Source organism: Saccharospirillum alexandrii, assembly GCF_004000275.1.
GTDB classification, from domain to species: Bacteria; Pseudomonadota; Gammaproteobacteria; order Pseudomonadales; family Natronospirillaceae; genus Saccharospirillum; species Saccharospirillum alexandrii.
Genome location: NZ_RCIP01000001.1, coordinates 406,712 through 429,224, shown reverse-complemented (window position 1 = coordinate 429,224; position 22,513 = coordinate 406,712). Strand labels below are relative to the sequence as shown.

At 56.8% G+C, this 22,513-nt stretch carries 21 protein-coding genes; 9 read left to right on the top strand and 12 right to left on the bottom strand.

Annotated elements, in window-relative coordinates; all coding sequences use genetic code 11:
• Positions 1-66: 66 nt before the first annotated feature.
• Positions 67-1,698: a long-chain fatty acid--CoA ligase gene (locus EP166_RS02055; RefSeq protein ID WP_127555148.1), complete on the bottom strand. Its 1,632-nt coding sequence runs from the start codon at positions 1,696-1,698 to the stop codon at positions 67-69.
• A 238-nt stretch (positions 1,699-1,936) separates the two neighbouring features.
• A complete protein-coding gene (locus tag EP166_RS02050; protein WP_127555147.1) occupies positions 1,937-3,121 on the bottom strand; it encodes a substrate-binding domain-containing protein in 1,185 nt (394 codons plus the stop codon).
• Between the two features lie 297 nt (positions 3,122-3,418).
• Between EP166_RS02050 and EP166_RS02045 the strand changes: the two genes are divergently transcribed.
• Positions 3,419-5,440: a methyl-accepting chemotaxis protein gene (locus EP166_RS02045; protein ID WP_127555146.1), complete on the top strand. Its 2,022-nt coding sequence runs from the start codon at positions 3,419-3,421 to the stop codon at positions 5,438-5,440.
• A 189-nt stretch (positions 5,441-5,629) separates the two neighbouring features.
• Here EP166_RS02045 and EP166_RS02040 read toward each other — a convergent pair whose 3' ends face one another.
• The gene (locus EP166_RS02040) at positions 5,630-6,406 is read right to left on the bottom strand and encodes a ferredoxin--NADP reductase (protein WP_127555145.1); all 777 of its coding nucleotides are present in this window, start codon (positions 6,404-6,406) and stop codon (positions 5,630-5,632) included.
• A 105-nt stretch (positions 6,407-6,511) separates the two neighbouring features.
• On the opposite strand from EP166_RS02040, the gene EP166_RS02035 reads away from it, so the two are divergent.
• On the top strand, positions 6,512-7,402 hold the full coding sequence (locus EP166_RS02035; RefSeq protein ID WP_127555144.1) for a LysR substrate-binding domain-containing protein: 891 nt from the start codon (positions 6,512-6,514) through the stop codon (positions 7,400-7,402).
• A gap of 26 nt (positions 7,403-7,428) precedes the next feature.
• Here the strand turns inward: EP166_RS02035 and EP166_RS02030 are convergent, their stop codons facing one another.
• From EP166_RS02030 to EP166_RS02020, 3 genes are read right to left on the bottom strand one after another with little or no spacing between them, the layout of a single operon-like run.
• On the bottom strand, positions 7,429-8,607 hold the full coding sequence (locus EP166_RS02030) for a thiolase family protein (RefSeq protein ID WP_127555143.1): 1,179 nt from the start codon (positions 8,605-8,607) through the stop codon (positions 7,429-7,431).
• A 55-nt stretch (positions 8,608-8,662) separates the two neighbouring features.
• Positions 8,663-9,436 carry an SDR family oxidoreductase gene (locus EP166_RS02025; RefSeq protein WP_246026197.1) on the bottom strand — a complete coding sequence of 258 codons (774 nt, stop codon included), beginning with the start codon at positions 9,434-9,436 and terminating at the stop codon, positions 8,663-8,665.
• A 37-nt stretch (positions 9,437-9,473) separates the two neighbouring features.
• Positions 9,474-10,559 carry an enoyl-CoA hydratase/isomerase family protein gene (locus EP166_RS02020; RefSeq protein ID WP_127555141.1) on the bottom strand — a complete coding sequence of 362 codons (1,086 nt, stop codon included), beginning with the start codon at positions 10,557-10,559 and terminating at the stop codon, positions 9,474-9,476.
• Between the two features lie 262 nt (positions 10,560-10,821).
• Between EP166_RS02020 and EP166_RS02015 the strand changes: the two genes are divergently transcribed.
• The 3 genes from EP166_RS02015 to EP166_RS02005 all read left to right on the top strand — a co-directional run bounded on the left by EP166_RS02015 (position 10,822) and on the right by EP166_RS02005 (position 13,942).
• Entirely contained in the window at positions 10,822-11,799 is a 978-nt protein-coding gene (locus EP166_RS02015; RefSeq protein WP_127555140.1) for an ABC transporter substrate-binding protein, read from the top strand.
• Positions 11,800-11,870: 71 nt separating this feature from the next.
• Positions 11,871-12,737, top strand: a complete 867-nt coding sequence (locus tag EP166_RS02010; protein WP_220432472.1) for an ABC transporter permease — start codon at positions 11,871-11,873, stop codon at positions 12,735-12,737.
• A complete protein-coding gene (locus EP166_RS02005; RefSeq protein ID WP_127555139.1) occupies positions 12,737-13,942 on the top strand; it encodes a quaternary amine ABC transporter ATP-binding protein in 1,206 nt (401 codons plus the stop codon). The genes EP166_RS02010 and EP166_RS02005 overlap by 1 nt, the downstream gene beginning before the upstream one ends.
• A gap of 6 nt (positions 13,943-13,948) precedes the next feature.
• On the opposite strand, the gene EP166_RS02000 is transcribed toward EP166_RS02005, so the two are convergent.
• Genes EP166_RS02000 through EP166_RS01985 form a run of 4 tightly spaced genes read right to left on the bottom strand, consistent with a single transcriptional unit; the run spans position 13,949 to position 17,249 of the window.
• Positions 13,949-14,440, bottom strand: a complete 492-nt coding sequence (locus EP166_RS02000; RefSeq protein ID WP_127555138.1) for a GNAT family N-acetyltransferase — start codon at positions 14,438-14,440, stop codon at positions 13,949-13,951.
• A gap of 15 nt (positions 14,441-14,455) precedes the next feature.
• On the bottom strand, positions 14,456-16,264 hold the full coding sequence (locus EP166_RS01995; protein ID WP_127555137.1) for an ABCB family ABC transporter ATP-binding protein/permease: 1,809 nt from the start codon (positions 16,262-16,264) through the stop codon (positions 14,456-14,458).
• A complete protein-coding gene (locus tag EP166_RS01990; RefSeq protein ID WP_127555136.1) occupies positions 16,265-17,029 on the bottom strand; it encodes a pseudouridine synthase in 765 nt (254 codons plus the stop codon). It lies immediately after the preceding gene.
• Positions 17,022-17,249: a hypothetical protein gene (locus tag EP166_RS01985; protein WP_127555135.1), complete on the bottom strand. Its 228-nt coding sequence runs from the start codon at positions 17,247-17,249 to the stop codon at positions 17,022-17,024. The genes EP166_RS01990 and EP166_RS01985 overlap by 8 nt, the downstream gene beginning before the upstream one ends.
• A gap of 123 nt (positions 17,250-17,372) precedes the next feature.
• On the opposite strand from EP166_RS01985, the gene EP166_RS01980 reads away from it, so the two are divergent.
• Positions 17,373-17,927, top strand: a complete 555-nt coding sequence (locus EP166_RS01980; RefSeq protein ID WP_127555134.1) for a hypothetical protein — start codon at positions 17,373-17,375, stop codon at positions 17,925-17,927.
• 2 nt (positions 17,928-17,929) lie between these two features.
• Here the strand turns inward: EP166_RS01980 and hda are convergent, their stop codons facing one another.
• Together hda and EP166_RS01970 are read right to left on the bottom strand one after the other, a co-directional pair.
• The gene (gene hda, locus EP166_RS01975) at positions 17,930-18,625 is read right to left on the bottom strand and encodes a DnaA regulatory inactivator Hda (RefSeq protein WP_127555133.1); all 696 of its coding nucleotides are present in this window, start codon (positions 18,623-18,625) and stop codon (positions 17,930-17,932) included.
• An 86-nt stretch (positions 18,626-18,711) separates the two neighbouring features.
• Entirely contained in the window at positions 18,712-19,785 is a 1,074-nt protein-coding gene (locus EP166_RS01970) for a DUF2066 domain-containing protein (RefSeq protein ID WP_127555132.1), read from the bottom strand.
• A gap of 246 nt (positions 19,786-20,031) precedes the next feature.
• Between EP166_RS01970 and purM the strand changes: the two genes are divergently transcribed.
• From purM to EP166_RS01955, 3 genes are read left to right on the top strand one after another with little or no spacing between them, the layout of a single operon-like run.
• Entirely contained in the window at positions 20,032-21,072 is a 1,041-nt protein-coding gene (purM, locus tag EP166_RS01965; protein WP_127555131.1) for a phosphoribosylformylglycinamidine cyclo-ligase, read from the top strand.
• A 2-nt stretch (positions 21,073-21,074) separates the two neighbouring features.
• Entirely contained in the window at positions 21,075-21,725 is a 651-nt protein-coding gene (gene purN, locus EP166_RS01960; RefSeq protein WP_127555130.1) for a phosphoribosylglycinamide formyltransferase, read from the top strand.
• Positions 21,722-22,441 carry a DUF3108 domain-containing protein gene (locus EP166_RS01955; protein ID WP_127555129.1) on the top strand — a complete coding sequence of 240 codons (720 nt, stop codon included), beginning with the start codon at positions 21,722-21,724 and terminating at the stop codon, positions 22,439-22,441. Before purN ends, EP166_RS01955 begins: the two co-directional genes overlap by 4 nt.
• The last annotated feature ends 72 nt before the right edge of the window (positions 22,442-22,513 follow it).

The window sequence follows — 22,513 nt, the reverse complement described above, 5'->3', positions numbered from 1 at the left end:
GGACAGGCCTACCCGGCAACTCGACACGGCCATATATCCATCTGCGCTGTGAGCACGCCTTAATACTCAGGCTTTATCTCGTTCCACCAGATAATCCCGGTAGTCGTCGCGAATGTCTACCTTGCGGAGTTTTCCAGTGCCGGTATGCGGCAAGCTGTCGACCTGGATGATGGCATCTGGCAGCCACCATTTGGCGACACGTTCTGACAGTACCTTGCGCAGGCGAGCTTCATCGAGGGTTTTACCGGCGCGGATGGTCACCAGCATGAGCGGTCGTTCATCCCATTTTGGGTGGGTAGCGCCAATCACGCAGGCTTCGTTGATTGCATCGTCATGCAGGGCAGCATTTTCCAGCTCCACCGAGCTGATCCACTCGCCGCCGGATTTGATCACATCTTTACTGCGATCTACCACGCGCAGATACCCCTGGGGGTTGATAACGGCAACGTCTCCGGTATCGAACCAGCCGTCGATAAACTTGTCTTTGCCCTCGCCCTTGAAATATTGGGCCAGCACCCAGGAGCCCCGGCAGCGCAAATTGCCCCGGGTGCGTCCGTCATGCGGCAAGGGGCGACCTGCTTCATCAAAAATGTCGATTTCCACGCCCAACATCGGGCGCCCGGCCGAGCTTTGCAGTTCGTAGCGCTGTTCGTCGGGCATGGCATCCATCTGCGGTGTGCGGTTGGCGGCAGTGGCCAGCGGGCTGGTCTCGGTCATGCCCCAAATACCCATCCAGTAGACGTTGTAGAGCTTGTCGTAAATCTCGACCAGACTCAGTGGCGAGGCCGCCCCGCCGACGCCAATCACCTTCAGTGAATCGATCGTCTTGCCGCTCTGTTGCAAATAGTTGTGCAGGTTCAGCCAAACGGTTGGCACCGCAAAAGCCTGATTGACCGACTCCTCTTCAATCAGGGACTGTAAGCTCTCGCCATCGAGGTTGCCACCCGGCAATACCAGCTTGGCGCCATATACCGGTGCTGAGAACGGCACACCCCAGGCACAAACGTGGTACATGGGTACGACCGGCATGGCGACCGACCGCTCAGAGAAATCGAGATACTGACTAGAGCCGCTCATCATCGCATGCAAGACCGTTGAGCCCTGCTCGTACATTACCCCCTTGGGGTTGCCGGTCGTGCCACTGGTATAGCAGAGGCCACAGGGGGCATCGGCCGGCAGACGCGGCCAGTGGAATTCCGTCGGCATCTGGGCCAGCAAATGCTCATAATTATCGAGGGGCAGTATGGCGGACTCAGGCATTGAGTCTTCGTCACACAGCACAACAAACCGCTCCACACCGCGAATCTGGTCGGCGACGTCCTCCAGCAGGGGCAAAAACTCCGGATCAAAAAAGACCCAGCGATCTTCGGCGTGATTGATGATGTACTGCAACTGTTCACTGAACAGCCGCGCATTGAGGGTGTGCACAACCGCCCCCATGCCGGAAATACCAAAATACAGCTCCAGGTGGCGATAGTGGTTCACGGCCAATGTGGCTACCCGCTCGCCACTTTGAATACCAGCCCGCGCCAGCAAGTGGGCAACCTGGGCCGACCGTTGCAGCGCATCTCGATAGCGGTAGCGATGCCGGCTGCCATCCGCCATGGCAGACACAATGCTTTGCTCCGGGTACCGTTGCGCCGCATTGCGTAAAATGTCGCTGGTATTCAGCGGGTGAGTCATCATGTTGCCAGCCATCCCAGGTCTCCTGTTGACAGCAATGTCCGGTCTCTGATCTGCCCAAAACAGAGCAGACCGTTAACAATTGAGGTAGATGCTGCCAGTGTAGAGACCGGTCTCGGTTAGACCCATCGGCGAATAGTAGGAGGCGCCCTCACCCAGGGGGGAAGGCTTCCCTGGGAACAGCGGTGGAAGCTGAGGTGTCAAGTTAACGCAACGCTGCCGAGAGATTAACAAGGTGCCAGCAGACAGGCGTTCAGCGCCCGAGCGGTACGTCCATTTCATCCAGAGTGAGCTCGCGTACCTGCTCTGGAATAGCCCATTCAACGTCCTCTTCAACACTGAGTCGGAAGTGAAACATCGATTGCAAAGCCTGGTGATCTTCTGCGCGAAACATCATTTCACCCTTGGGCGTATCGAAGTGCATGCCCTCCAGGGTGCTGATCAGTTCTTCAGTGTCTGTTGAGCCGGCACGGCGAATCGCTTCCACAGCGGCGATACCCGCTGCCATACCACCGGCGGCAAAAAAATCCGGAGGCGTGCCAAAACGCTCAAGGTGGTGCTCGACCAGCCATTGGTTGATGTCGTTGCCCGGGGACTCGTAGTAGTAATATATAGCGCCTTCCAGACCGACAAAAGGCTTGTAACGAACCAGGCCCGACAAAGTAGTACCACTGGCCGCAAACCGAATGTCGAGACGTTCCGGGTTCATCGCCTGCAGTTCACTCATGGGGTTGCCACCACCAGCCCAATAGAAAAACACGACCCGGTCGCCCTGCGCATCTTGCAGCTCGTCAAAAATGCGTTGACCCGCTGCGGTGAAATCGGTGGTATCGATCGGGACGTACTCTTCGTGCACCACTTCGGCGCCGGTAGCGGCCAGTGCATCGCGAAAGGCGGCGATACCATCTCGGCCGTAGGGAGTGTCTTGCGCCAGTGTCGCAATTTTCACACCCGGGCGGCCAATGGCGACCCCGTTGGCGACGGCATCCTGTGTCGCGTTACGGCCCGTTCTGAAAACGTACCGGTTGCTATCCTCTCCGGTTAAGGCGTCGGCCATGGCCGGCTCAACGATCAATATTTTCTCAAATGACTCGGCCACCGGCAGCATGGCCAGTGCCACGCTGGAGGACATCGGCCCAACCGCCAGGTCTGCATTGTCGTCACCGTAGGCCTCTTCGAGCAGGGCACGGCCTTGGGCCGGGTCCAGCCCGGTGTCTTTCTCGATAACTTCAATGGCTCGGCCATCGATTTCAAAGGTACCGCTTGTGGCGTATTCGAGCCCCAGCATGAGGCCATTATGGCTTTGCCTGGCATAGGCTTCGAAGGGCCCGGTTTTGGCATAAACATGGGCAATTTTTATCGGTTCTGCCTGTAGCGGAGCGCTGATCAACAATGGTAAGGCGGTCATAGCCCAGCGGGCTATGCGAAAGGGCTTCATGAATTTCTCCTGTTTCTTTGCTTCAAGAATCTACTAAACTGCCGATATAGACAGACGTCTGCAATGACTGAATTGGCGGTAGGCTCCAACAAGAACGACAATGGCTGGCTAACGGATTGCCGCAGCAACGGTTAGCCTTCAAGTTGCCAGAGAAATGTCTGCCGTGAACACGCCGATGCTGGCATCACTTACTCGATACCAAGGCTAAGCCCTAATGGGCTAACCAGTGGTACTCCAGGCGCCAGTGCAGCATCATTGTTTTGGTCACAATACTATCTCGCCGATGGAGCTTGATCTATGAAAATCACGGTTGTCATGAAAACAGCTCTGGGCTTTGGCCTGATGCTCTTGCTCATCATTGGCATCTCTCTGACAGCACTGAGCAACCAGGCATCCATCGCCAATCTGTTTCGCATCACGACCGATGAGGTAGTTCCTCAGGTTGAAAACGCCTACGAACTCGTCATCAGCATCCAGAATGCCAACAAGGCGGTTTCGCAGCATGCGGCGGTTGAATCAGAAGACGCCCTGGCGCGCTACGAAGCGGATTTTGAAACGGCGCTGGTTGAAGTAGATCGACTGAATCAGCAATTGAGTGATCGATTACGAAATACACCTGAGCTGCAAGAACAACTGTCAGCCGCCTACACCAACGTAGACGAGGCCATGACGCTGGCGGCAGAACACCTGAGTACTCGACGTACCGTCCTAGAAAGTCGGGCCGCTTTTCTATCGGAATTTCAGACACAGAACTCACGCTGGCTGACCTATACCAACGACATGAAAATTGTCGACCGTGTGCTGGAAAACCTGGCCATGGAGACTGACTCGGTCTCACGCCAGGTTGGCGCAGATGCGACCTATGTTCTGGATAGAATTGCGCTTATCCGCTCGGGTGTCGGCGGTATCACCGGCCTTTCCAGTGCCGAACAGGTCGATAATGTACAAGCCAGTCTGCAACGCGAAATCGAGCGTGCCGACACTCGCATGGAGCGATTGGAAGGCAATAACGAGATTCTGTTTCGTTACCTGTCGACCTATATGGATCTGCTCAGAACGGCGGTAACCGGAGAAACCGGCACCCTGCCCCGGTATCGTGCTTCCCTCGCTGCCAGTGAACTCAGTACCCTGCAGCTGGGTCAACTGGCCGACAGCATCAATCGCAGTATTGATGCAGTAACCGAGCTGTCGGTCGACTTGTCCAATCGGCGTGTCGCGCTGGCCAATGAGGTTGCCTCTGCCAAACAACAAGCGGCATTAACGGTATGGGGTGTACTGGCCGCTTCAATTCTGGTGGCTCTGCTGGTAATGGCGTCGCTGATTCGCAGTATTCGGACGCCCCTGAAGCGCATCACCGAGGTACTGCACGCGGTCGCCACCGGTGACCTGACTCAGAAAATGAAGATCACTTCCCAGGATGAATTCGGGCAAATTTCCGCTGGCATTAACGAACTGGTAGAGCAAACACAGGCGGTTATTCGTGACATTACCAGAGCCTCCGGCGAGGTCGATTCTGTTACGCAACAGGTAACGGAAACCACCCGCTCCAGCTCGACCAAGCTGCTGCGCCAGAAGGATCAGTCGGCTTCCATTGCCACCGCTGTGACGGAAATGACCGCAGCAGCCAGCCACATTTCCGACAATGCCAATGACACTCTGATTCAGGTGGAGGCAGTGAATGGATCGGCATCGGAAGGTCAGGCAAACATGAATGCCAGCCGTGAAGTGATCAGCAGCTTACTGGAGGAAATACATTCAACCAGCGACGTTGTATCTGAACTGCAGCAAGAGTCGAGCAACATTGGCAAGATTCTGGAGGTTATTCAGAACATTGCAGAGCAAACCAATCTGCTGGCGTTAAACGCGGCGATCGAGGCAGCCCGGGCGGGTGAGCAGGGTCGGGGTTTTGCGGTAGTGGCCGATGAAGTGCGCAGCCTGGCCAGCAAGACCCAGCAGTCTACGGAAGAAATCTACCAGATGATCGACCGGCTACAACAACGCGCCAACCAGGCGGTAGCCCGCATGGGCACGAATCGGGACAAGGCTGAATCGCTGGTTACCCAGGCCGACAATACGGACAAGTCCATTCAAACGATTCTGGACAGTTTGGGCAGCATCACCGACATGAGCCGGATGATCGCGGAAGGCACATCCGAGCAACAAAAGGCGGCAGAGTCCGTTTCGGAAACCATTCAGGAAATTGCGGAATTATCCGACGCGATCTATTCCAACGCGCGCCGCAACGTATCCAATTTCGAACAACTGAACACGCTAGTCCAGCAACAGAAAACATCAGTAAGCCGCTTCAAATACGACTGAGGTGAGGTACAGACCAGTGGCGGGAATCCGTGTCGACTACCGGGTATACCCCTCCGGGGTCGGCGTAAACCCGTCCATGGGGCCTAGACCGCAGCATCCTTGCTGCGGACTCCCCCGGAGGGATATACCCGGCAGCCACACTCGCTATGGAGTCAATCTTTTTGATCCATTTCAAAAGCTAAATAAATATTACTTCTCTACAAAAGCCCGCTCAATCACATACTCGCCAATATGTCCGGCACGGGTTTCGTTGAAGCCCATCTCGTCCAGAATGGCGGTGGTGTCTTTCAGCATGGCCGGGCTGCCGCAGAGCATGAAGCGGTCATCTTCTTTGTTCGGTGCTGGCAGGCCCAGGTCTGAAAACAACTTACCGCTTGTCATCAGGTCTGTAAGACGACCCTGGTTGCGGAAGGGTTCGCGGGTGACCGTTGGGTAATAGAGCAGTTTTTCCTGAATGACTTCACCGAAGTACTCGTGCTCGTGCAGCTCCTGTTCGATCATGTCGCGATAGGCCAGCTCTGACACATGGCGTACACCATGCGTCAAAATGACCCGATCGAACTGTTCGTAGATTTCCGGGTCTTTGATGATGCTTAAGAACGGCGCCAGGCCGGTTCCGGTCGACAGCAACCAGAGGTTTTTACCGGGCAGCAGGTGGTCGGTTACGAGAGTACCGGTCGGCTTGCGGCCTACGTAGATCTGGTCGCCGGGTTTAATGTTCTGCAACTGGGAGGTCAGCGGGCCGTCGGGTACCTTGATGCTGAAAAACTCGAGTTCTTCTTCATAGTTGGCGCTGGCAATGGAATAGGCACGCAGCAACGGACGGCCGGTGTCCTGCTCCAGGCCGATCATGGTGAAGTAACCGTTCTTGAAGCGAAAACCCGGATCACGGCTGGTCTTGAAGCTGAACAAGGTGTCGTTCCAGTGCTGAACGCTGGTGACCGTCTCTATATTCAAATTAGACATATAAACCTCTAAAAAAAGAATAATAAGTTATATAACACTACTATACCGAGACCAGCCTTATCGGCAAAATGCCTATTATCAATAAGCGTTATCGGTTTTTTAACTATGAAATTTACGTTGCGTCAATTACAGGTCTTTCTGGCCACGGCCCATTACGAAAACATCAGCCGTGCGGCCACCAGTTTGAACATGTCACAATCGGCGGCCTCGGGTTCTCTCAAAGAACTGGAGTCACTGTATTCAGTCCGGCTGTTTGAACGGGCGGGTAAACGCCTGAAGCTGAATGAGCTTGGCAGACAGCTCTGGCCAAGGGCAGAAGCCTTGCTTGCGCAGGCGCTGGAGATGGACCAGGCACTGGCCCATCATCAGGACTTGGGCTTGCTCAAGGTCGGAGCAACACTGACCATCGGCAACTACCTCGCCGTCGGGTTAATGGCGCAGTTTAAGGCTCGTCAGTCCTCGGCGCGGGTACAGCTCAAGGTTGCCAATACCCAAACCATTGTCGACCAGGTACTGAACTTTGAACTAGATCTGGGCATGATTGAGGGCGAAATCAACCACCCCGATCTGGATATCCAGCGCTGGCGCAGCGACACTCTGGTCGCGTTTTGCGCACCGGATCACCCGCTCGCCCGCGTTCAAACCCTGAACGACCAGCACCTGCTGGAGGCAAACTGGATTGTTCGCGAGTCCGGTTCAGGTACCCGACAAACGTTTGAGCGTGGCATGCACGGCATTTGGTCTGATCTGACCATCGAGCTGGAGCTGGAACACACTGAGGCAATAAAGCGCGCTGTTGAAGCCGGTCTGGGCATCAGTTGTTTGTCACATGTCTCGCTAAAAGAAGCATTCAGGCGCGGCACCCTGGTTCCGCTCAGGCTGCCCCACCGGGATTTCAGCCGGGACTTTTATCTGGTGCTGCACCGCCAGAAGTACCACAGCCCCGGCATTCAGGCCTGGCTTGAGTTGTGCCAGGCCGGTGTTGACCAGTTTTGAGGTTTAATACAATCAAGAATTCAGGCTTATAAACGCTCAAGGCACATGGCTGTGCCTTCACCACCGCCAATGCACAACGCAGCCATGCCCTTCTTCCGATCCAGCCGGATCATGTTGTGCAGTAAAGTCACCAGTATGCGAGCGCCAGAGCAACCCAGTGGATGACCCAGCGCACAGGCGCCGCCGGTGACGTTGGTGATCTCCGGACTTAAACCAACTTCCTGCATGCCCAGCATGGTAACCATGGCGAAGGCTTCGTTGATTTCGGCCACTTCGATGTCTTCTGCTTTCCAGCCAGCCTGTTCCAACGCCTTGTTCATTGCACCAATGGGCGCGCAGGTAAAAGTGCTGGGCGCCTGGGCATGGCTGGCATAGCTGCGAATGACAGCCAGTGGCTTTAGGCCCAGCTCTTCGGCCTTGTTGCGGCTCATCAGTGTCAGCGCGGCGGCGCCATCGCTGATCGAGCTTGAGTTGGCCGCGGTGATGGTGCCATCTTTGGCAAAGGCAGGACGCAGCTGCGGAATCTTATCCGGGCGGGCCTGGCCGGGTTGTTCATCCTGTTCTACCAGGGTGTCACCCTTACGCGAGCTGACCGTTACCGGCACAATTTCGGCGGTAAAGTAGCCCTGTTCAATCGCGGTCTGGGCGCGGCTTAGGCTGCGCAGCGCAAACTCATCCATGGCTTCGCGGCTGATCTTGAATTCATTGGCCGTCGTCTGAGCATGCACGCCCATGGCGTTGCCGTCGTAGGCATCTTCCAGGCCATCCAAAAACATATGGTCGTAGACCTTCTGGTGACCCATGCGGTAGCCGGAACGTGCCTTGTCCATTAAATAAGGCGCATTGGTCATCGATTCCATACCGCCGGCAATGGCGATGTCGATTTGGCCGGTGCGAATCTGGTCGGCGGCCATCATCACGGTTTTCATGCCGGAGCCACAGACCTTGTTGACCGTGGTTGCCGGTACCGATTCCGGCAAGCCGCCGCCAAGTGCGGCCTGGCGCGCCGGTGCCTGGCCGAGGCCAGCGGGCAGTACGCAACCCATCAGCAATTCCTGCACCTGATTCGGTGTTACACCGCTGTCGCTCAGGTTGGCGGCAATCACAGCGGCCCCCAACTCGGTGGCCGAGAGGCCACTCAGCGCGCCCTGAAAGCCGCCCATGGGAGTGCGTTTGGCGGCGACAATTACAATCTCTGTGGTCATGACGGGAATCCTCTTGTGACGCACTATTCTTTACTGGGTAAAGACAGTGGGCGCGTTAAATACGCAACCCGCCGTCCACTTCCAGAATGCGTCCCGAATAGTAATCGTTCGTCAGAATAAATGTGACTGCCCGGGCGATATTGTCCGGCTGCCCTACGCGGTTCAGGGGTACAGACTGCTTGACACGCTCCAGCGCCTCCGGCTTCATGCTGCCGGTCATTTCGGTCTCGATGAAACCCGGAGCAATGCCCGCCACGCGAATGCCGTAACGCGCCAGTTCTTTCGCCCAGGTAACGGTCATGGCGGTAACGCCCGCCTTGGCCGCACTGTAATTGGTCTGCCCCATATTCCCGGCCTGCGAAATGGAGCTGATGTTGATAATCACCCCCGGTGTCTGGCCAGCCACCATCCAGGCGGCGGCTTCGCGTCCACATAAAAAGACACCGGTCAGGTTAACGTCGATCACCGCCTGCCACTGAGCCAGGGTCATGGTCTGAATGTCACCGTCTTTGACTCTGACCAGCAAGCCATCGCGCAAGATACCGGCGTTGTTGACCAGCCCGTCAAGCTGGGGCTCGTCCTGTTTGAGTTGGTCAAACAGTGCCTGCACTGAAGCTTCATCGGCGACATTGCAGGTATAGCCTCGGGCGGCATGACCCTGGTCTCTCAACTGCGCCGCTGCCTGCTCAACCAGTGCCTGGTCGATGTCGATCAGCGCAACCCGGGCGCCAGCCTCAACCAGTGATGTGGCCATTTGCAGTCCCAGGCCACGACCACCACCGGTGATGGCGATGTGTTTTCCGGCCAGAGTGTGAGGTGTCGTCATCATTAGGTCCTGTGCTTGGTTACTGGAAAAAAGAATACTGTTATCCATCAATTGCCCGGAACGGATCGGCTGAAATCACTGGCGCATCTGACAATGGCCGATAAAACCGGTCGATCAGGTTCATGGGCACAGATATCACACTGGGGTAAAGCCAGGCCGGTGATTTGTCTTTGTCGACTAACAAGGCGCGCACCCCCTCAAGAAATTCTCGCTCTGCCACCGCATGGGCACCCACCATCAAATCCTGATTCAGCGCCTCAACCCGACTGGCACCCCGCAAACGCCGAAAATGATGCCAGGTCAGTGCCACACTCAGCGACGAGCCGGTCTGCCATTGACGTGCAGCCTGCTTAAAAGGTTCAAATGCTGAGCGTGACACCTGCGCCATCCAGTCACTGAGGCTGGGCTCGGGCAAGGTATCCAGCGCGGCCTGCCAGCCCTCCCGGCTTTGGCGAACGGAGTCGTCTTCACTGTCATCGATTGGCAGGTCGGCCAACGTGCTGCCGCTGGCCAGCCGGTGCTTCAGATCCGCCGCCGTCGACTCATCGACACAGCGGTCGGCATAATCGAGCGCAACCACGTCACTCGCCATCAGGTGAATGCCCGAGCAGCCAATCAGGGTGCCCGCGCGCCAGTCTGGCTTCTGCAGAAAGTGAGCCGCCCCGACATCGGGAAACAGGCCAATTTGCAATTCCGGCATGGCAAAGCGGGCTTCGGCATCCACCAGTTTCAAATCGCCTCCGGCAAATAGACCCCAGCCACCGCCCATCACCAGGCCGCGCCCCCAGACCACAATGGGTTTTGGGCTGTGTTCAATTTTTGCATCCAATTGATACTCCGCTGCAAAATAGCGGACGGCTTCCGCTCGCTGAACGTCGGCGGGTTGATTGACTGACGCCTGATAAAGGGCTTTCACATCGCCGCCAGCACAAAATGCCCGGGCCTGGGAGCTCTGCAACCAAATGCTGCTAACCGTGTCGTCGGCAAAAGCGTCGGTCAGTGCGGCATCCAGTGCTGCAATCAAGCTCAGATCCAGGGCATTCAGGGCTTGAGGGCGGTGCAGGCTGATCACTCGTAATGCACCCTCCTGTTCGGTCTGCAACAGTGAAACGGGGGTCTCTGTCATGGGGCTACCTTAGCAATGCGGGCTCTGGAGGTGCCATCCTGCATTGGTACGACGCGCTTCTCAAGCATCAGACCGGACTCTGCAATTCAAGGGCGTCCAAACCCCGCAATTGCGCGTAATTTGTTATCCGCGGTCATTGATGGCCGCCCTCCGGGTTGGAAAAACAGATTTGACTGGTCAATACTGTGTGCAGATTACGTCACTGTGACCTGCATACTGGCAACACAGCGTTCACCCAATAACACTGAAAAAGGAATCACCTATGAAATACCTCACCTGGTTGGGGCTTGCGATTGTAAGCCTGATTGGAACGGCTCAGGCCTGTGAACTGGACCGGAATGTGCGCCTGGCGGGCATGAGCTGGATGTCGAACCTGATGATGGTCGAAATCGAAAAAGCCATCTTAGAAGACGGCTACGGGTGCGACGTTGTTGTTGAATCCGGCGACACAGTGCCGATGATCGCCGCCGTTGTGCGTGGCGATGTCGATCTGTACAACGAATTATGGATCGATTCCGCGCCTGAAAACTGGGTTAGCGCCAACGAAGCGGGCGATGTCGTCTCTCTGGGTGACGTCTATTCCGGCGGCGTCGAAAGCTGGTGGATTCCCCGTTATGTCGCTGATGAAAACCCGGGCCTCACCTCGGTGTATGATTTGCCAGATTACAAAGAACTGTTCGAAGACCGCGAAGAACCTGGAATGGGCCGAATCTACAACTGCCCGGAAGGCTGGGTCTGTGGTGCCATCAACAATAACCTGTTGCAAGCCTTTGGCCTTGAAGACGACTACATCATGTTTTCGCCGGGCAGTGGCGCTGCACTGGACGCTGCCATTGCCTCGTCCTACGCGCGCCAGCGGCCGTTTGTCACCTACTACTGGTCACCAACGGCAGTGCTGGGCAAGTATGATATGGTCGAACTCGAGATGCCCGCCTACGATCCCGAAGGTCATCGTTGCAATATGGACCCTGAATGCGAAGCCCCTGTGGCCAGTGCGTTTCCAAAGGCGAGTATTCAAAAAACCATTCCGACCGCCCTTCAGGAAGACGCTCCTGAAATTGCCGCCTTCTTTGCTGACATCAACATCCCGACCAATGAGGTGAACACGCTGCTGGCCTGGGCCGATGAACAGGGCGCCGAACCCGACCAGGTTGCAGAGTACTTCCTGGCCAACTACGAATCACTCTGGACTCAGTGGGTACCGGCCGACGTGGCTGAAAAAGTAAAAGCAGCCCGTTAATCGCCCACCACCGGGCGGCTGTGTGCAACAGCCGCTCACTTTCCTGCCCGCCGTAACCAAAGGACGCATGTGTGGCCTTCCCCGAGATTCTTGATGCACGTTCCCTGCGCCAGGGTATTGATGGTTTTGTTAATCAGCTGGTGATTGACTATGCCGATTCACTGGAAAGATTAAGTCAGCCCTTGCTGACGTTTCTGGTATCCGTCGAACAACTGTTGCGCAATTCCCCCTGGTATCTGGTCATTGCTGCTCTGGCGGTCGTCGCCTGGTTTGGCAGTCGACGCTGGACTCTGGTAGTCGGAGTGACTCTGCTGATGCTGTTTATTGGCATCATCGGGCAATGGGATCGAGGCATGCAAACGCTGGCGCTGATGATCGTTGCGCTGATCATGTGTCTGGTTGTCGGCATACCGGTCGGTGTGCTGATGTCGTTGTCCGAACGGTTTCGCAAAATAGCGCTGCCCATTCTCGATGTCATGCAAACCATGCCCAGCTTTGTCTACCTGATTCCGGTGGTTATGCTGTTTGGTCTGGGCAAGGTACCCGCTCTGATCGCCACTATTGTCTATGCTGTACCACCGCTGATTCGCCTCACTGATCTCGGCATTCGCCTGGTGGATCATTCGGTCATGGAAGCGGCAACGGCGTTTGGTGCAACCCGCCGCCAAAAGCTGCTCGGCGTGCAATTGCCGCTGGCTCTCCCCAACATCATGGCGGGTATCAACCAGACAACGATGATGGCCCTCTCCATGGTGGTGGTCGCCTCAATGATCGGTGCGCGCGGTCTCGGGCAGGAAGTGTTGGCCGGCATAAACCGGCTTGAGGTAGGTCGTGGCCTTCTGGCAGGGCTGGCCATTGTTGCATTGGCTATTCTGTTCGACCGAGTCACCCAGGCTTATGGCAAGCGCCTGCAATACCCGAAGCAGGGAGATAAATAATGGCCAAGATCGACATCTCGGGGATCTATAAAATATTTGGCCCGAACCCCAAGCGTCATCTTCAAGCAGTGAAAAAAGGGCTGTCGAAAGACGACTTGCTGGCCGACTCCGGTCACACCCTGGGCTTGCAGGATGTCAATCTGTCTATCGAAGAAGGTGAGCTTTTTGTCATCATGGGCTTGTCCGGTTCCGGCAAATCGACACTGATCCGGCACATCAACCGGTTAATAGACCCGACTTCAGGCAGCATTCGCATAGACGGCGAGAACGTACTGAATCTGCGCCAGGATGAACTCATTCAACTGCGCCGGCACAAGATGTCGATGGTGTTTCAGCGTTTCGCCCTCTTCCCCCACAAAACCGTGCTCGACAACGTTGCCTATGGGTTGACGATACAGGGCATCGATAAAAAAAATGCACGCGTCATCGCGAACGACTGGCTCGAACAAGTTGGTTTGCAGGGCTTCGGTGATCAGCACCCTCATGAGCTGTCAGGCGGCATGCAACAACGCGTCGGCCTGGCCCGGGCTTTGGCTACCAACCCGGATATTCTGCTGATGGACGAAGCCTTTTCAGCCCTCGATCCGCTGATCCGAAAAGAAATGCAGGACTTGCTGATGAAGCTTCAGCAACAGCTGCACAAAACCATTGTCTTTATCACTCACGATCTTGACGAAGCCCTGCGTCTGGGCAACCGCATTGCCATTCTCAAAGACGGCGCGCTGGTGCAACAGGGTGACCCTCAGGACATTCTGCTGTCTCCGCAAAATGACTATGTCGCCGACTTTGTCAAAGACGTGAATCGGGGCAAGGTATTGAAAGCGCATCACGTCCTGGCCAAACCGGTATCTACGCTGAACACCGACACAACCGTTACCAAAGCCAAAGACTGGATGATGCGCCATGGATTCGACTACGCCACCGTACTGGAAGGCAACTACCTGAAGGGCATCGTCACACTGAGCAATTTGCACGCGGCTACGCAGGAAACCCTGCGGGAAAGCGTGTCACCGGTATCCAGCGTTCTCGAATCGGCTGACCTGGAAAGTCTGATGCCCCGGATGATTCGCGACACTGCACCCATTGCGGTAACGACAGATACCGGCGAGTTCGTTGGTTGGGTGTCTCGCAGCAAGGTGATCCGGCTGATTAGCCCGGCGCAAGCGGTCGACCGTGAAGCATCGCTGACTGAACCGGTTGAGTAAGCTGAATCACTCTTCCAACCATTTGTACATAACGAACGAATCGATGTAGCCATGCTCCGGGTGCTTAAACGCCCGGGGCAGGACACCCACTTTGCGAAAACCCAGCTTTTCCCAAAGAGTGACCGCCACCCGGTTGGTGGACACCACTGAATTGAATTGCATCGCCTTGTACCCGAGCTCTAGCGCCCGTTGCTGTGAATGCTCGCACATCATTCGGGCCAAACCCTGGCCGCGCGCCGACAAACTGACCATATAGCCACAGTTGCAGACATGAGCACCCGGCCCGGTGGCGTTGGCTTTCAGATAGTAAATCGCTTTGATCTTGCCGTCCTGTTCAACCACCCAGGATTCATCGGGGTACTCCAGCCAGTCACGCAGGCCTTGCTCCAGCGGCAGGCCCGGGTCCAGTGAATAGGTTTCACGGCGCTGCAATATCTTGGTAAACACCGGCCAGAACGCTTTGAAATCGGCTTCATGCATGGGTCTGAGTACGCTCACGGCCGGGCCTCCAAATTAACTGCTTTGTGAATCGAGCTGGGTGCGCCATAGGCTCGCATAAACGCCGTCGGCCGCCAAGAGTTTCGCATGGGTTCCGCTCTCAACCACTTGCCCGCCCTGCATCACCACGATGGCATCGGCGTCGATGACCGTCGACAGACGGTGCGCTATAACGATGCTGGTGCGGTTACGGGAAACTTCATTCATCGCCGTCAGAATCGCCTGCTCGGCGTGTGAATCCAGCGCCGAGGTGGCTTCATCGAACACCAGAATGGGCGGGTCCTTTAGCAACACCCGGGCAATGGCAATTCGCTGCTTCTCTCCGCCGGATACTTTCAACCCGCGCTCACCGACCTGGGTATGCTCCCGCTCGGGTAGACTGTTGATGAAGTCTTCCAGGTGCGCCATGCGGATGGCGCGCCAGACGTCATCGTCCGGCGCATCGGGGTTGCCATAGCGTACGTTGTTAAACAGGGAGTCGTTAAACAGCACGGTATCTTGTGGGACCACGCCAATGGCCTGGCGCAAACTGTATTGCGTGACCGAGGAAATCGACTGACCATCGATGCGGATGTCACCGGCCAGCGGATCGTAAAAACGAAACAGCAACCGCCCAACGGTAGATTTGCCGGCGCCGCTGTTCCCCACCAGGGCTACTTTCTGACCGGCTTCAATGGTCAGGCTGAAGTGATGCAAAATAGTGCGATCGGCATGGTAGCCAAAGTCGACCTGATCAAACTCAATACGGCCTTCCGGCACGGCAAGTTCGGTGCCACCTTCGGGGTCGGTAATGGCCGCCGGCCGCCTGAGCAATCCAAAGAGCTTTTCAATATCGGTCAGGGCCCGTCGAATCTCCCGGTACACGAAACCCAGAAAGTTCAGGGGGATGAACAGCTGAATCACATAGGCGTTCACCATTACCAGATCGCCGAGGGTGATCGCACCGCTGACGACATCCCGCGCGGCCAACCACATCATCAGCGTCAGCGACGCTGACACAATCAGTGCCTGACCGGTGTTGAGCATCAGCAGAGACATCCGGTTTTTCAGCCGGGCGCCTTCCCATTGCTCAAGGTTCCGATCGTAGTGTTTTGCTTCCCAGGCTTCATTGCCGAAGTATTTAACCGTTTCATAGTTCAACAGCGAATCGATGGCGCGCGTGTTAGTCTGGCTGTCGAGCGTATTGGCCTCGCGCACGAAGCGGTTGCGCCACTCGGTAATGACCACGGTGAACAGCACGAAAACCACCACAGCAAACAGCGTAATCAGTGCAAACCAGACATTGAAATTGATGATCAGAATGGCCGCGACCATCGACAGTTCCAGGACCGTTGGCACAATATTAAATACCAGAAACCGCAGCAGAAAATGAATGCTGCTGGTGCCGCGCTCAATGTCACGGCTCAGACCACCGGTCTGGCGGCTCAGATGGTAATCGAGCTCCAGTTGATGCAAATGTTCAAATACTTCCAGCGATGCTAGCCGCATGGCGCGCTCGGTCACGCGCGAAAAAATGGCATCACGCAGCTCGCCAAAGGCCACTGAGGTGAAGCGGAAAAAACCATAGGCGAACAAAAACGCCAGCGGCACGGCAACCACCTGGGCTTGTTGCGAATCGAGCCCGTCAACGATGTGCTTCAGTGCCCAGGGCATGGCTACCGCCACTCCTTTGGCGGCTACCAGAAACACCAGGGCGATGGACACACGCCCGCGGTAGGCCCATAGATAGGGCCAGAGTGATCGGGCGATGAACCCGAGATCGAGATCGGACACCGATTTGGTCGGTGTTTCTGTCGACTGTTTTTGAGCGTTACCGGGCCTCATTCAATCGGCTTCCTGTCCTGTCGAGACGGTAGTTTGCAGGCTATACCAGCCAAGCTGGCGAAGCAGATCAGTCCAACCGTCATTCAGTCCGGCCCGAAGGCACAGACGCTCGCCCGTTTCCGGGTGCGACAGGCTCAATTCCATAGCGCGCAGGGCTAGTGTACTCAGCACCAGATGTTGTAAAGCCCAGTGATTATGGTGCCGGTCGCCGTAACGTGTATCACCGAGAATTGGGTGGCGCAGGGTTTTAAGATGGCGGCGTATCTGGTGCTTTCGCCCGGTTTGCGGGTGACACTCGAGCAGGCTGAGCCGCGTCTTGGGATAACGGCTGACGGCCAGACCGACTTCGGCAATGGCGAGGCGCCGAAACTGCGTCTCTGCTGGCTGGGCGGCCTTGTTTTGCTGTGCTTTACGGTCCGAAACGGCATCGGGTTCTTCCACCAGCGCCCGGTCACACCCAAAGGCTTCGGCGGTGAAACCACGCGCCAGTGCCCAGTAGGTTTTGGCAACCGTGCGGCTGGCAAACTGGTCGGCCAGATGGCGCGCCACGTCGGCGGTCTTGCCGATCAGCACAATGCCCGAGGTGGGCCGGTCGAGCCGGTGTACGGTATGAACCGGCACCCCATGCAGGTAGTGTTTTACCCGGCCTGCCAGGGTGTCGGTGGCGGACCGGTCAATCCAGCTGGGGTGCATCAGCAAACCCGCGGGTTTGTCGACGGCCAGCAACCAGTTATCTTCATAGAGAATGCGCAGTGGCTCAGCCATCTACGTCATCATCGTCTTCAACCAGTTCGGTGGTAACCGTCGCGCCACACACCCGGCACTGCCCTTCAATGAACAACCGCCCTTTCAGGGTGTATTCAACCGGGTCCGACATGCCCAGATCCACTTGCTGGCAGTGATTACACCAGGTATTTTCCAGAAAAGCGTTTTGTTCTTCAGCATCCCGGTCGTAGAAATTACGGAGCTGGCGTTCATCACTCATCAAACCGACACCCTTTCTTCAGTACAAAGCCGCCAGTATAGGGGATGCCTTGTCCGGTGTCCTGTGCCTCGGGCCTTGCGACCGTTATACTGCGCGCCTTTACTGATGACGGAAACGAACCCGATGCAATTACCGGTTTTTATCGCCTTTGAAGTGACGGATGAAGATCAGGGGTACCCCTATTCGGTCGCCTGGAGCCTGAAAAGCGGCCAGTACAAAAGTGTCCTGCTCAAGCCGGAAGACGCCTGGCTCATCGACTGGGACAGCGGGCAGAATGCCGCCGGCGCCCCGCCTCTGCAAGACTTGTTGGATCGCGGCGAAACCGTGCTGGATGTGCTGAAGGAGTGGGCCGAAGACCTGAACGACGGCGAAGTCTACTGCGAAGACCCGGCTCTGGTGGAATACTGCCTCGACATGATGTACGACGCCTACGACAAAGAAGTCGCCGCCGAGGTTGTCCCGGTTAGCGAGCTGTTTACCGATATCGACCCTCTGGATCTGGATGATCAGCGCCGCTGGATCATGGATACCGAAGGCCTGATGGCGGTTCAGGCGGAAGACTCGGTGCGCACCTTCATCCACCTCTATGCGCAGGTGCACGGCCTTGAGCCTGAACCGGCAGACGACGAGTCAGACCATGAAGAGGACGCCCCGCGGGACCCGAATGAGGACGACTGAGCTCAGAGCCCGAGCTCGGATTTCACAAAGGGAATGGTCAGCCGGCGTTGCTGAGCGAGAGAGCCGTGATCGAGCCGTTCGAAGGCATCCACCAGTGCGGTCATCGATCGCGCCGCTCTGTTGATCAGAAAAGCCGCCACATCCGGTTCCATGGTTAGCCCCCGGCGCCGCGCCTTCCAGATCAGCCAGTCGGTTTTCTGTTCGTCGGTCAGCGGCTGAATGTGAAAGGTTAAGCCCCAGCTCAGGCGCGAAGCCAGATCGGGCAAGGCGACGGTGGGGTTTAGCGGGCTGGTGTGGCTGGTGACCAGTAATACCCGACCACTGTCTCGCATCCGGTTGAACAAATGAAACAAGGCCTCTTCCCAGTCGGGCAGTCCCGCAATGCTGTCGATGTCATCGAGGGCCAGCACCGCCATTTCATCCAGCCCTTCCAGGGCGTCCGGGCCGTATTGCACACAGTCGGCCAGCGGCAGATAGAGACTCTCCAGACCCTGCGATTGCAGGTCGTGAACACAGGCCTGCAACAAGTGCGTAAGGCCCGAGCCGCTCGCACCCCAGAGATAGATCAGGGTCTCATCCAGGCGCGCCAGAGCATGGCGCAATGCGCCCAGCGTTTGGGCATTGTCACCGGGCAGATAGTCTTCAAAAACGGCATCTTCCCGAAAGGTGACGCCAAGAGGGAGTTGTTGAATCGCCACTCAGTATCTCCTGGCGGCCGGCACGGAGCTTAATCCTGCCGGGTGGTTGAAATCAGTCAGTGCTCGCCCTGGAAAAAGACGGGTAATCATTGCCAGCGATACACCAGTTCGCTATCCAGCTGGGCTTCGAGGGTCAGCTCTTCTACCGGCAGAATCCGGCGGTCCAGCGCTAACACGTCCCGTAGCTGGTTGCGGTCACCACTGATCTCCAGGTCAAATTGCACTGAGTCTGCCTCAACCTGGCGCAGGGTGATCTGGGAGACCACATTCAAGGATTCGAGATAACGTTCTACGGCGGCCAATGTCGCCAGTTCAGTGACGTTATTTACCCGCAAAGCCAACTGCCCGGCCATTGCCGGGTCGCGCAGCACGGCGTACTGATCGGCAATCCGGTTCGACAGTTCATCGGCCAGTGCCTGCATCAGTTCCGCTTCGGACTCTCCAGTGACTTGCAAACGCTCACGATTGTCGCGCACCAGAAACACCAGATCGGCCTGAAAGCCACCGCTTTGCTGCGCCACCCGGCCGACCGCTATGGCATCGTTCGGGTATCGCTCCGATGCGGCTTCAATATCGCCCGTAAACAGACCGTAGACGTCGGTAAAAGAGACATTAAGGGTATCGGTCAGGTCCATGATCGGCAGCAAGACCGGCAAGCCGCGCTCCTCGAGCCGATTACCCAGCGCCACCGCCAGTTCATGGTTGTCACCATCGGTCAAAATGCGGTCTTGCCCCTGCAGACGGTCGCCCAGCCACAGCAGCACTTCCGGGCGCCGCGTTCCCCAAACCGGCAAACGCTGGTTCACCAGCCATTGTTCAATGGCCTGCTGGTCAAATTGCATGACCATACGCTTGGTTGCAACGGATTCACCGAGCACATTGGTCAGCAAGGTGTCGCTCGCCTGGAAGCGGAAAGTCGACAAGTAATCGGTTGCGTTGCGCAGCAAAGGTTCTGTACGCCCCTGGCTGGCAATATCGGCATCACCGGTCGCTCGAATCAGCACCCGGCCCAGTGCTTCTCGTACTGCCTGATTCTGATCCCGGTCGGAGGCATTCTGAGCAAGAATGGCTGAGTCGGAATAGACATCTACCGTCCGGGCCGCCCAAACAGGCAGTGCCAGTAACAGCAAACAGGCAAGGGAGACAGTTCGAAAAAGCATAAGTCCGGCTTCTATTAGGTGATGATCGACTATTGTGACAGAGCGCGCGGTGAAAATCAGGTCGTGTCGTCGATATTATTGTGCAAAGCGACCGTCATTTCCTGACCGAACAGACAAGCTGATTCCACACACAGGGCCTGCTACAATCCGCGCGCCCAAGAGGGCTGTGGCCAGGATCGTCACCCGCTGACGCAACGGTTCTGACCAGACCCTTCTTTTATTCGAATTGCCGCAATGGAGCCAGTGATGTCAGACGCGCCCAAACCCCTGAGTTACAAAGACGCCGGTGTTGATATCAACGCTGGCAATGAATTGGTGGAACGCATCAAAGACACCGTGAAACGTACCCGACGCCCCGAAGTCATGGGTGGCCTGGGTGGTTTCGGCGCCCTCTGTCGAATTCCCAGCCACTATAAGAAGCCGGTTCTTGTGTCTGGCACTGATGGGGTTGGCACCAAATTGAAACTGGCCATGGAACTGGGACGTCACGACACCATTGGCATCGATCTGGTCGCCATGTGCGTGAACGACCTGATCGTCTGCGGTGCCGAGCCGCTGTTCTTTCTCGATTACTACGCCACCGGCAAACTGTCGGTCGATATCGCCTCTCGGGTGGTGCAAGGCATTGGTGAAGGCTGCCAGCAGGCGAACTGCTCGCTGGTCGGCGGCGAGACCGCAGAAATGCCCGGCATGTACCAGGGCGATGACTATGACCTGGCTGGTTTCTGCACCGGCGTGGTCGAAGAAGACAACATCATTGATGGCACTCGGGTGCGCGTTGGCGACAGCGTGATCGGCCTGCCCTCCTCTGGCCCGCATTCCAACGGCTATTCGCTGATTCGCAAGGTCATCGAAGTCTCCGGCGCCGACCTGCAACAGCCTATGGGTGAGACCACCCTGGCCGATGCGCTGATGGCCCCCACCCGCATTTACGTTAAATCGGTGTTGCGTCTGCTGGCCAACCAGTCCGTTCATGCCATCTCTCACATCACCGGCGGCGGTTTCTATGAAAACTTGCCAAGAGTGGTGCCCGAGTCGATGGCGATCCGACTGAATGCCCACAGCTGGACTCAGCCACCGGTTTTCGACTGGCTGAAGAAAGCAGGCAACATTGATGCCCATGAAATGTACCGCACTTTCAACTGCGGCATTGGCCTGGTGCTGGTTGTGCCCGCCAGTGAACAGGAAGACATTCTCAGCCAGCTGAAAGCCAGCGGCGAAAGCCCGGTGGTGATGGGTCAGGTTGAGCAACGCACGGGCGACGCTGTCATCATCGACGGAGTTTAACCGTGACTCGCATCGTTGTGCTGATCAGTGGCGGGGGCTCCAATCTGCAATCACTGCTTGATCAGTGCCAGACTGGTTCACTGGATGCCGATATCGTCGCGGTGATTTCAAACCGTCCTGACGCCTTTGGTCTGTCAAGGGCACGTCAGGCGGGCGTAAAGGCGCTGACGCTCGACCACACCGGCTATGCCAACCGGGCAGCCTTCGATGCTGCCCTGGCTGAGCTGATCGAAGCCCAGCAACCCGATCTGATTGTTCTGGCCGGTTTCATGCGCATTCTCACCGACGATTTCGTCAGGCGATTTCCAGGGAAGATGATCAATATCCACCCTTCTCTGCTGCCCCGATACCCTGGCCTGAATACCCACCAGCGTGCGCTCGACGCCGGCGATTCACAAGCGGGTGCTACCGTGCATTTTGTAACCGCCGAACTCGATGGTGGCCCGCCGATTGCCCAGGTAGAAGTCCCTATTTCAGACCAGGACGATGCCGAGTCGCTGGCTCGGAAAGTACTGGCTCAGGAACACAGACTCTACCCGACGGTCGTTGACTGGTTTGTAAAGGGGCGGCTGCGTCTCGACGCCAACCAGGTGTTACTGGATGACCAGCCCCTTCCCAAAGGCGGGCGTCTGCTGGATACTGCATCGCTATGAAACGATTGCTCATCAGCTCACTCATCTATGCTCTGTCCCTGACGGCCCTGGCCGAGGGCATGCAACCGTTCACGGCCGAAATGGAAGCCATACGGCATGGCGCCATCGATATTAAAGCCCGCGGCACGCTGCAATTGCGGGAAACCGCGCCCGATGAATGGCACTATCGCCTGAGTACCGATGGCCGCACCCTGTCGCTTCGCGAAGAAAGCTGGCTGACGGTGGTTGACGACCAGATTCGGCCGACGCGCTATGAATTCGAAAGCAAGGTGTTCTGGGTCAAAACCACCAAGTCATTGCGCTTCGACCATGAACGTCAGCGTGTCACCGGGCGTGTGGAAAAAGACCGTATCGACGAAGGTTTCGCAGCCCCCATTTATGATGCCATCGGCTACCAGTTGGCGTTGCAACAGGCCCTGGCTCGCGGTGAAGAATCCATCACGCTGAATGTGCTGCGCCATAAGCGGCCTGACGACATGTCGTTTCGGGTTATCGGTGAAGAAATGCTGCAACTGCCGCAGGGCGAGATCTACACCTGGATCGTTGAGCAGACCGAACCGGTCAGCCGCGATGAACGCAAGCTGATCTGGATCGCGCCCGGCCTGGGTTACACCCCGATGCGTTTCGGGCGCTATGAAGACGGCGACCTGAAAGAGGAAATTCGGGTTCTGTCTCTGCAGCTGAATGGCCAGCGGGTTGATTTCAGCCAGCAATAGGGCAATGCTGGCGTCAGCCGGGCCAGTCACTCTTTACTACGCCCTGCACTCACACATCCACGGACCGGCACA

Bases quoted from the DNA above. Each gene is read 5' to 3' on its own strand.
- EP166_RS01970 (WP_127555132.1), bottom strand. From the start codon at position 19,785: ATGCTTTTTCGAACTGTCTCCCTTGCCTGTTTGCTGTTACTGGCACTG.
- purM (WP_127555131.1), top strand. From the start codon at position 20,032: ATGTCAGACGCGCCCAAACCCCTGAGTTACAAAGACGCCGGTGTTGAT.
- EP166_RS02020 (WP_127555141.1), bottom strand. From the start codon at position 10,559: ATGACAGAGACCCCCGTTTCACTGTTGCAGACCGAACAGGAGGGTGCA.
- EP166_RS01985 (WP_127555135.1), bottom strand. From the start codon at position 17,249: ATGAGTGATGAACGCCAGCTCCGTAATTTCTACGACCGGGATGCTGAA.
- EP166_RS01990 (WP_127555136.1), bottom strand. From the start codon at position 17,029: ATGGCTGAGCCACTGCGCATTCTCTATGAAGATAACTGGTTGCTGGCC.
- EP166_RS02045 (WP_127555146.1), top strand. From the start codon at position 3,419: ATGAAAATCACGGTTGTCATGAAAACAGCTCTGGGCTTTGGCCTGATG.
- EP166_RS02005 (WP_127555139.1), top strand. From the start codon at position 12,737: ATGGCCAAGATCGACATCTCGGGGATCTATAAAATATTTGGCCCGAAC.
- EP166_RS02050 (WP_127555147.1), bottom strand. From the start codon at position 3,121: ATGAAGCCCTTTCGCATAGCCCGCTGGGCTATGACCGCCTTACCATTG.
- EP166_RS01995 (WP_127555137.1), bottom strand. From the start codon at position 16,264: ATGAGGCCCGGTAACGCTCAAAAACAGTCGACAGAAACACCGACCAAA.
- EP166_RS02030 (WP_127555143.1), bottom strand. From the start codon at position 8,607: ATGACCACAGAGATTGTAATTGTCGCCGCCAAACGCACTCCCATGGGC.
- EP166_RS01980 (WP_127555134.1), top strand. From the start codon at position 17,373: ATGCAATTACCGGTTTTTATCGCCTTTGAAGTGACGGATGAAGATCAG.
- EP166_RS02015 (WP_127555140.1), top strand. From the start codon at position 10,822: ATGAAATACCTCACCTGGTTGGGGCTTGCGATTGTAAGCCTGATTGGA.
- EP166_RS02025 (WP_246026197.1), bottom strand. From the start codon at position 9,436: ATGATGACGACACCTCACACTCTGGCCGGAAAACACATCGCCATCACC.
- EP166_RS02035 (WP_127555144.1), top strand. From the start codon at position 6,512: ATGAAATTTACGTTGCGTCAATTACAGGTCTTTCTGGCCACGGCCCAT.
- EP166_RS01955 (WP_127555129.1), top strand. From the start codon at position 21,722: ATGAAACGATTGCTCATCAGCTCACTCATCTATGCTCTGTCCCTGACG.
- EP166_RS02055 (WP_127555148.1), bottom strand. From the start codon at position 1,698: ATGGCTGGCAACATGATGACTCACCCGCTGAATACCAGCGACATTTTA.
- EP166_RS02040 (WP_127555145.1), bottom strand. From the start codon at position 6,406: ATGTCTAATTTGAATATAGAGACGGTCACCAGCGTTCAGCACTGGAAC.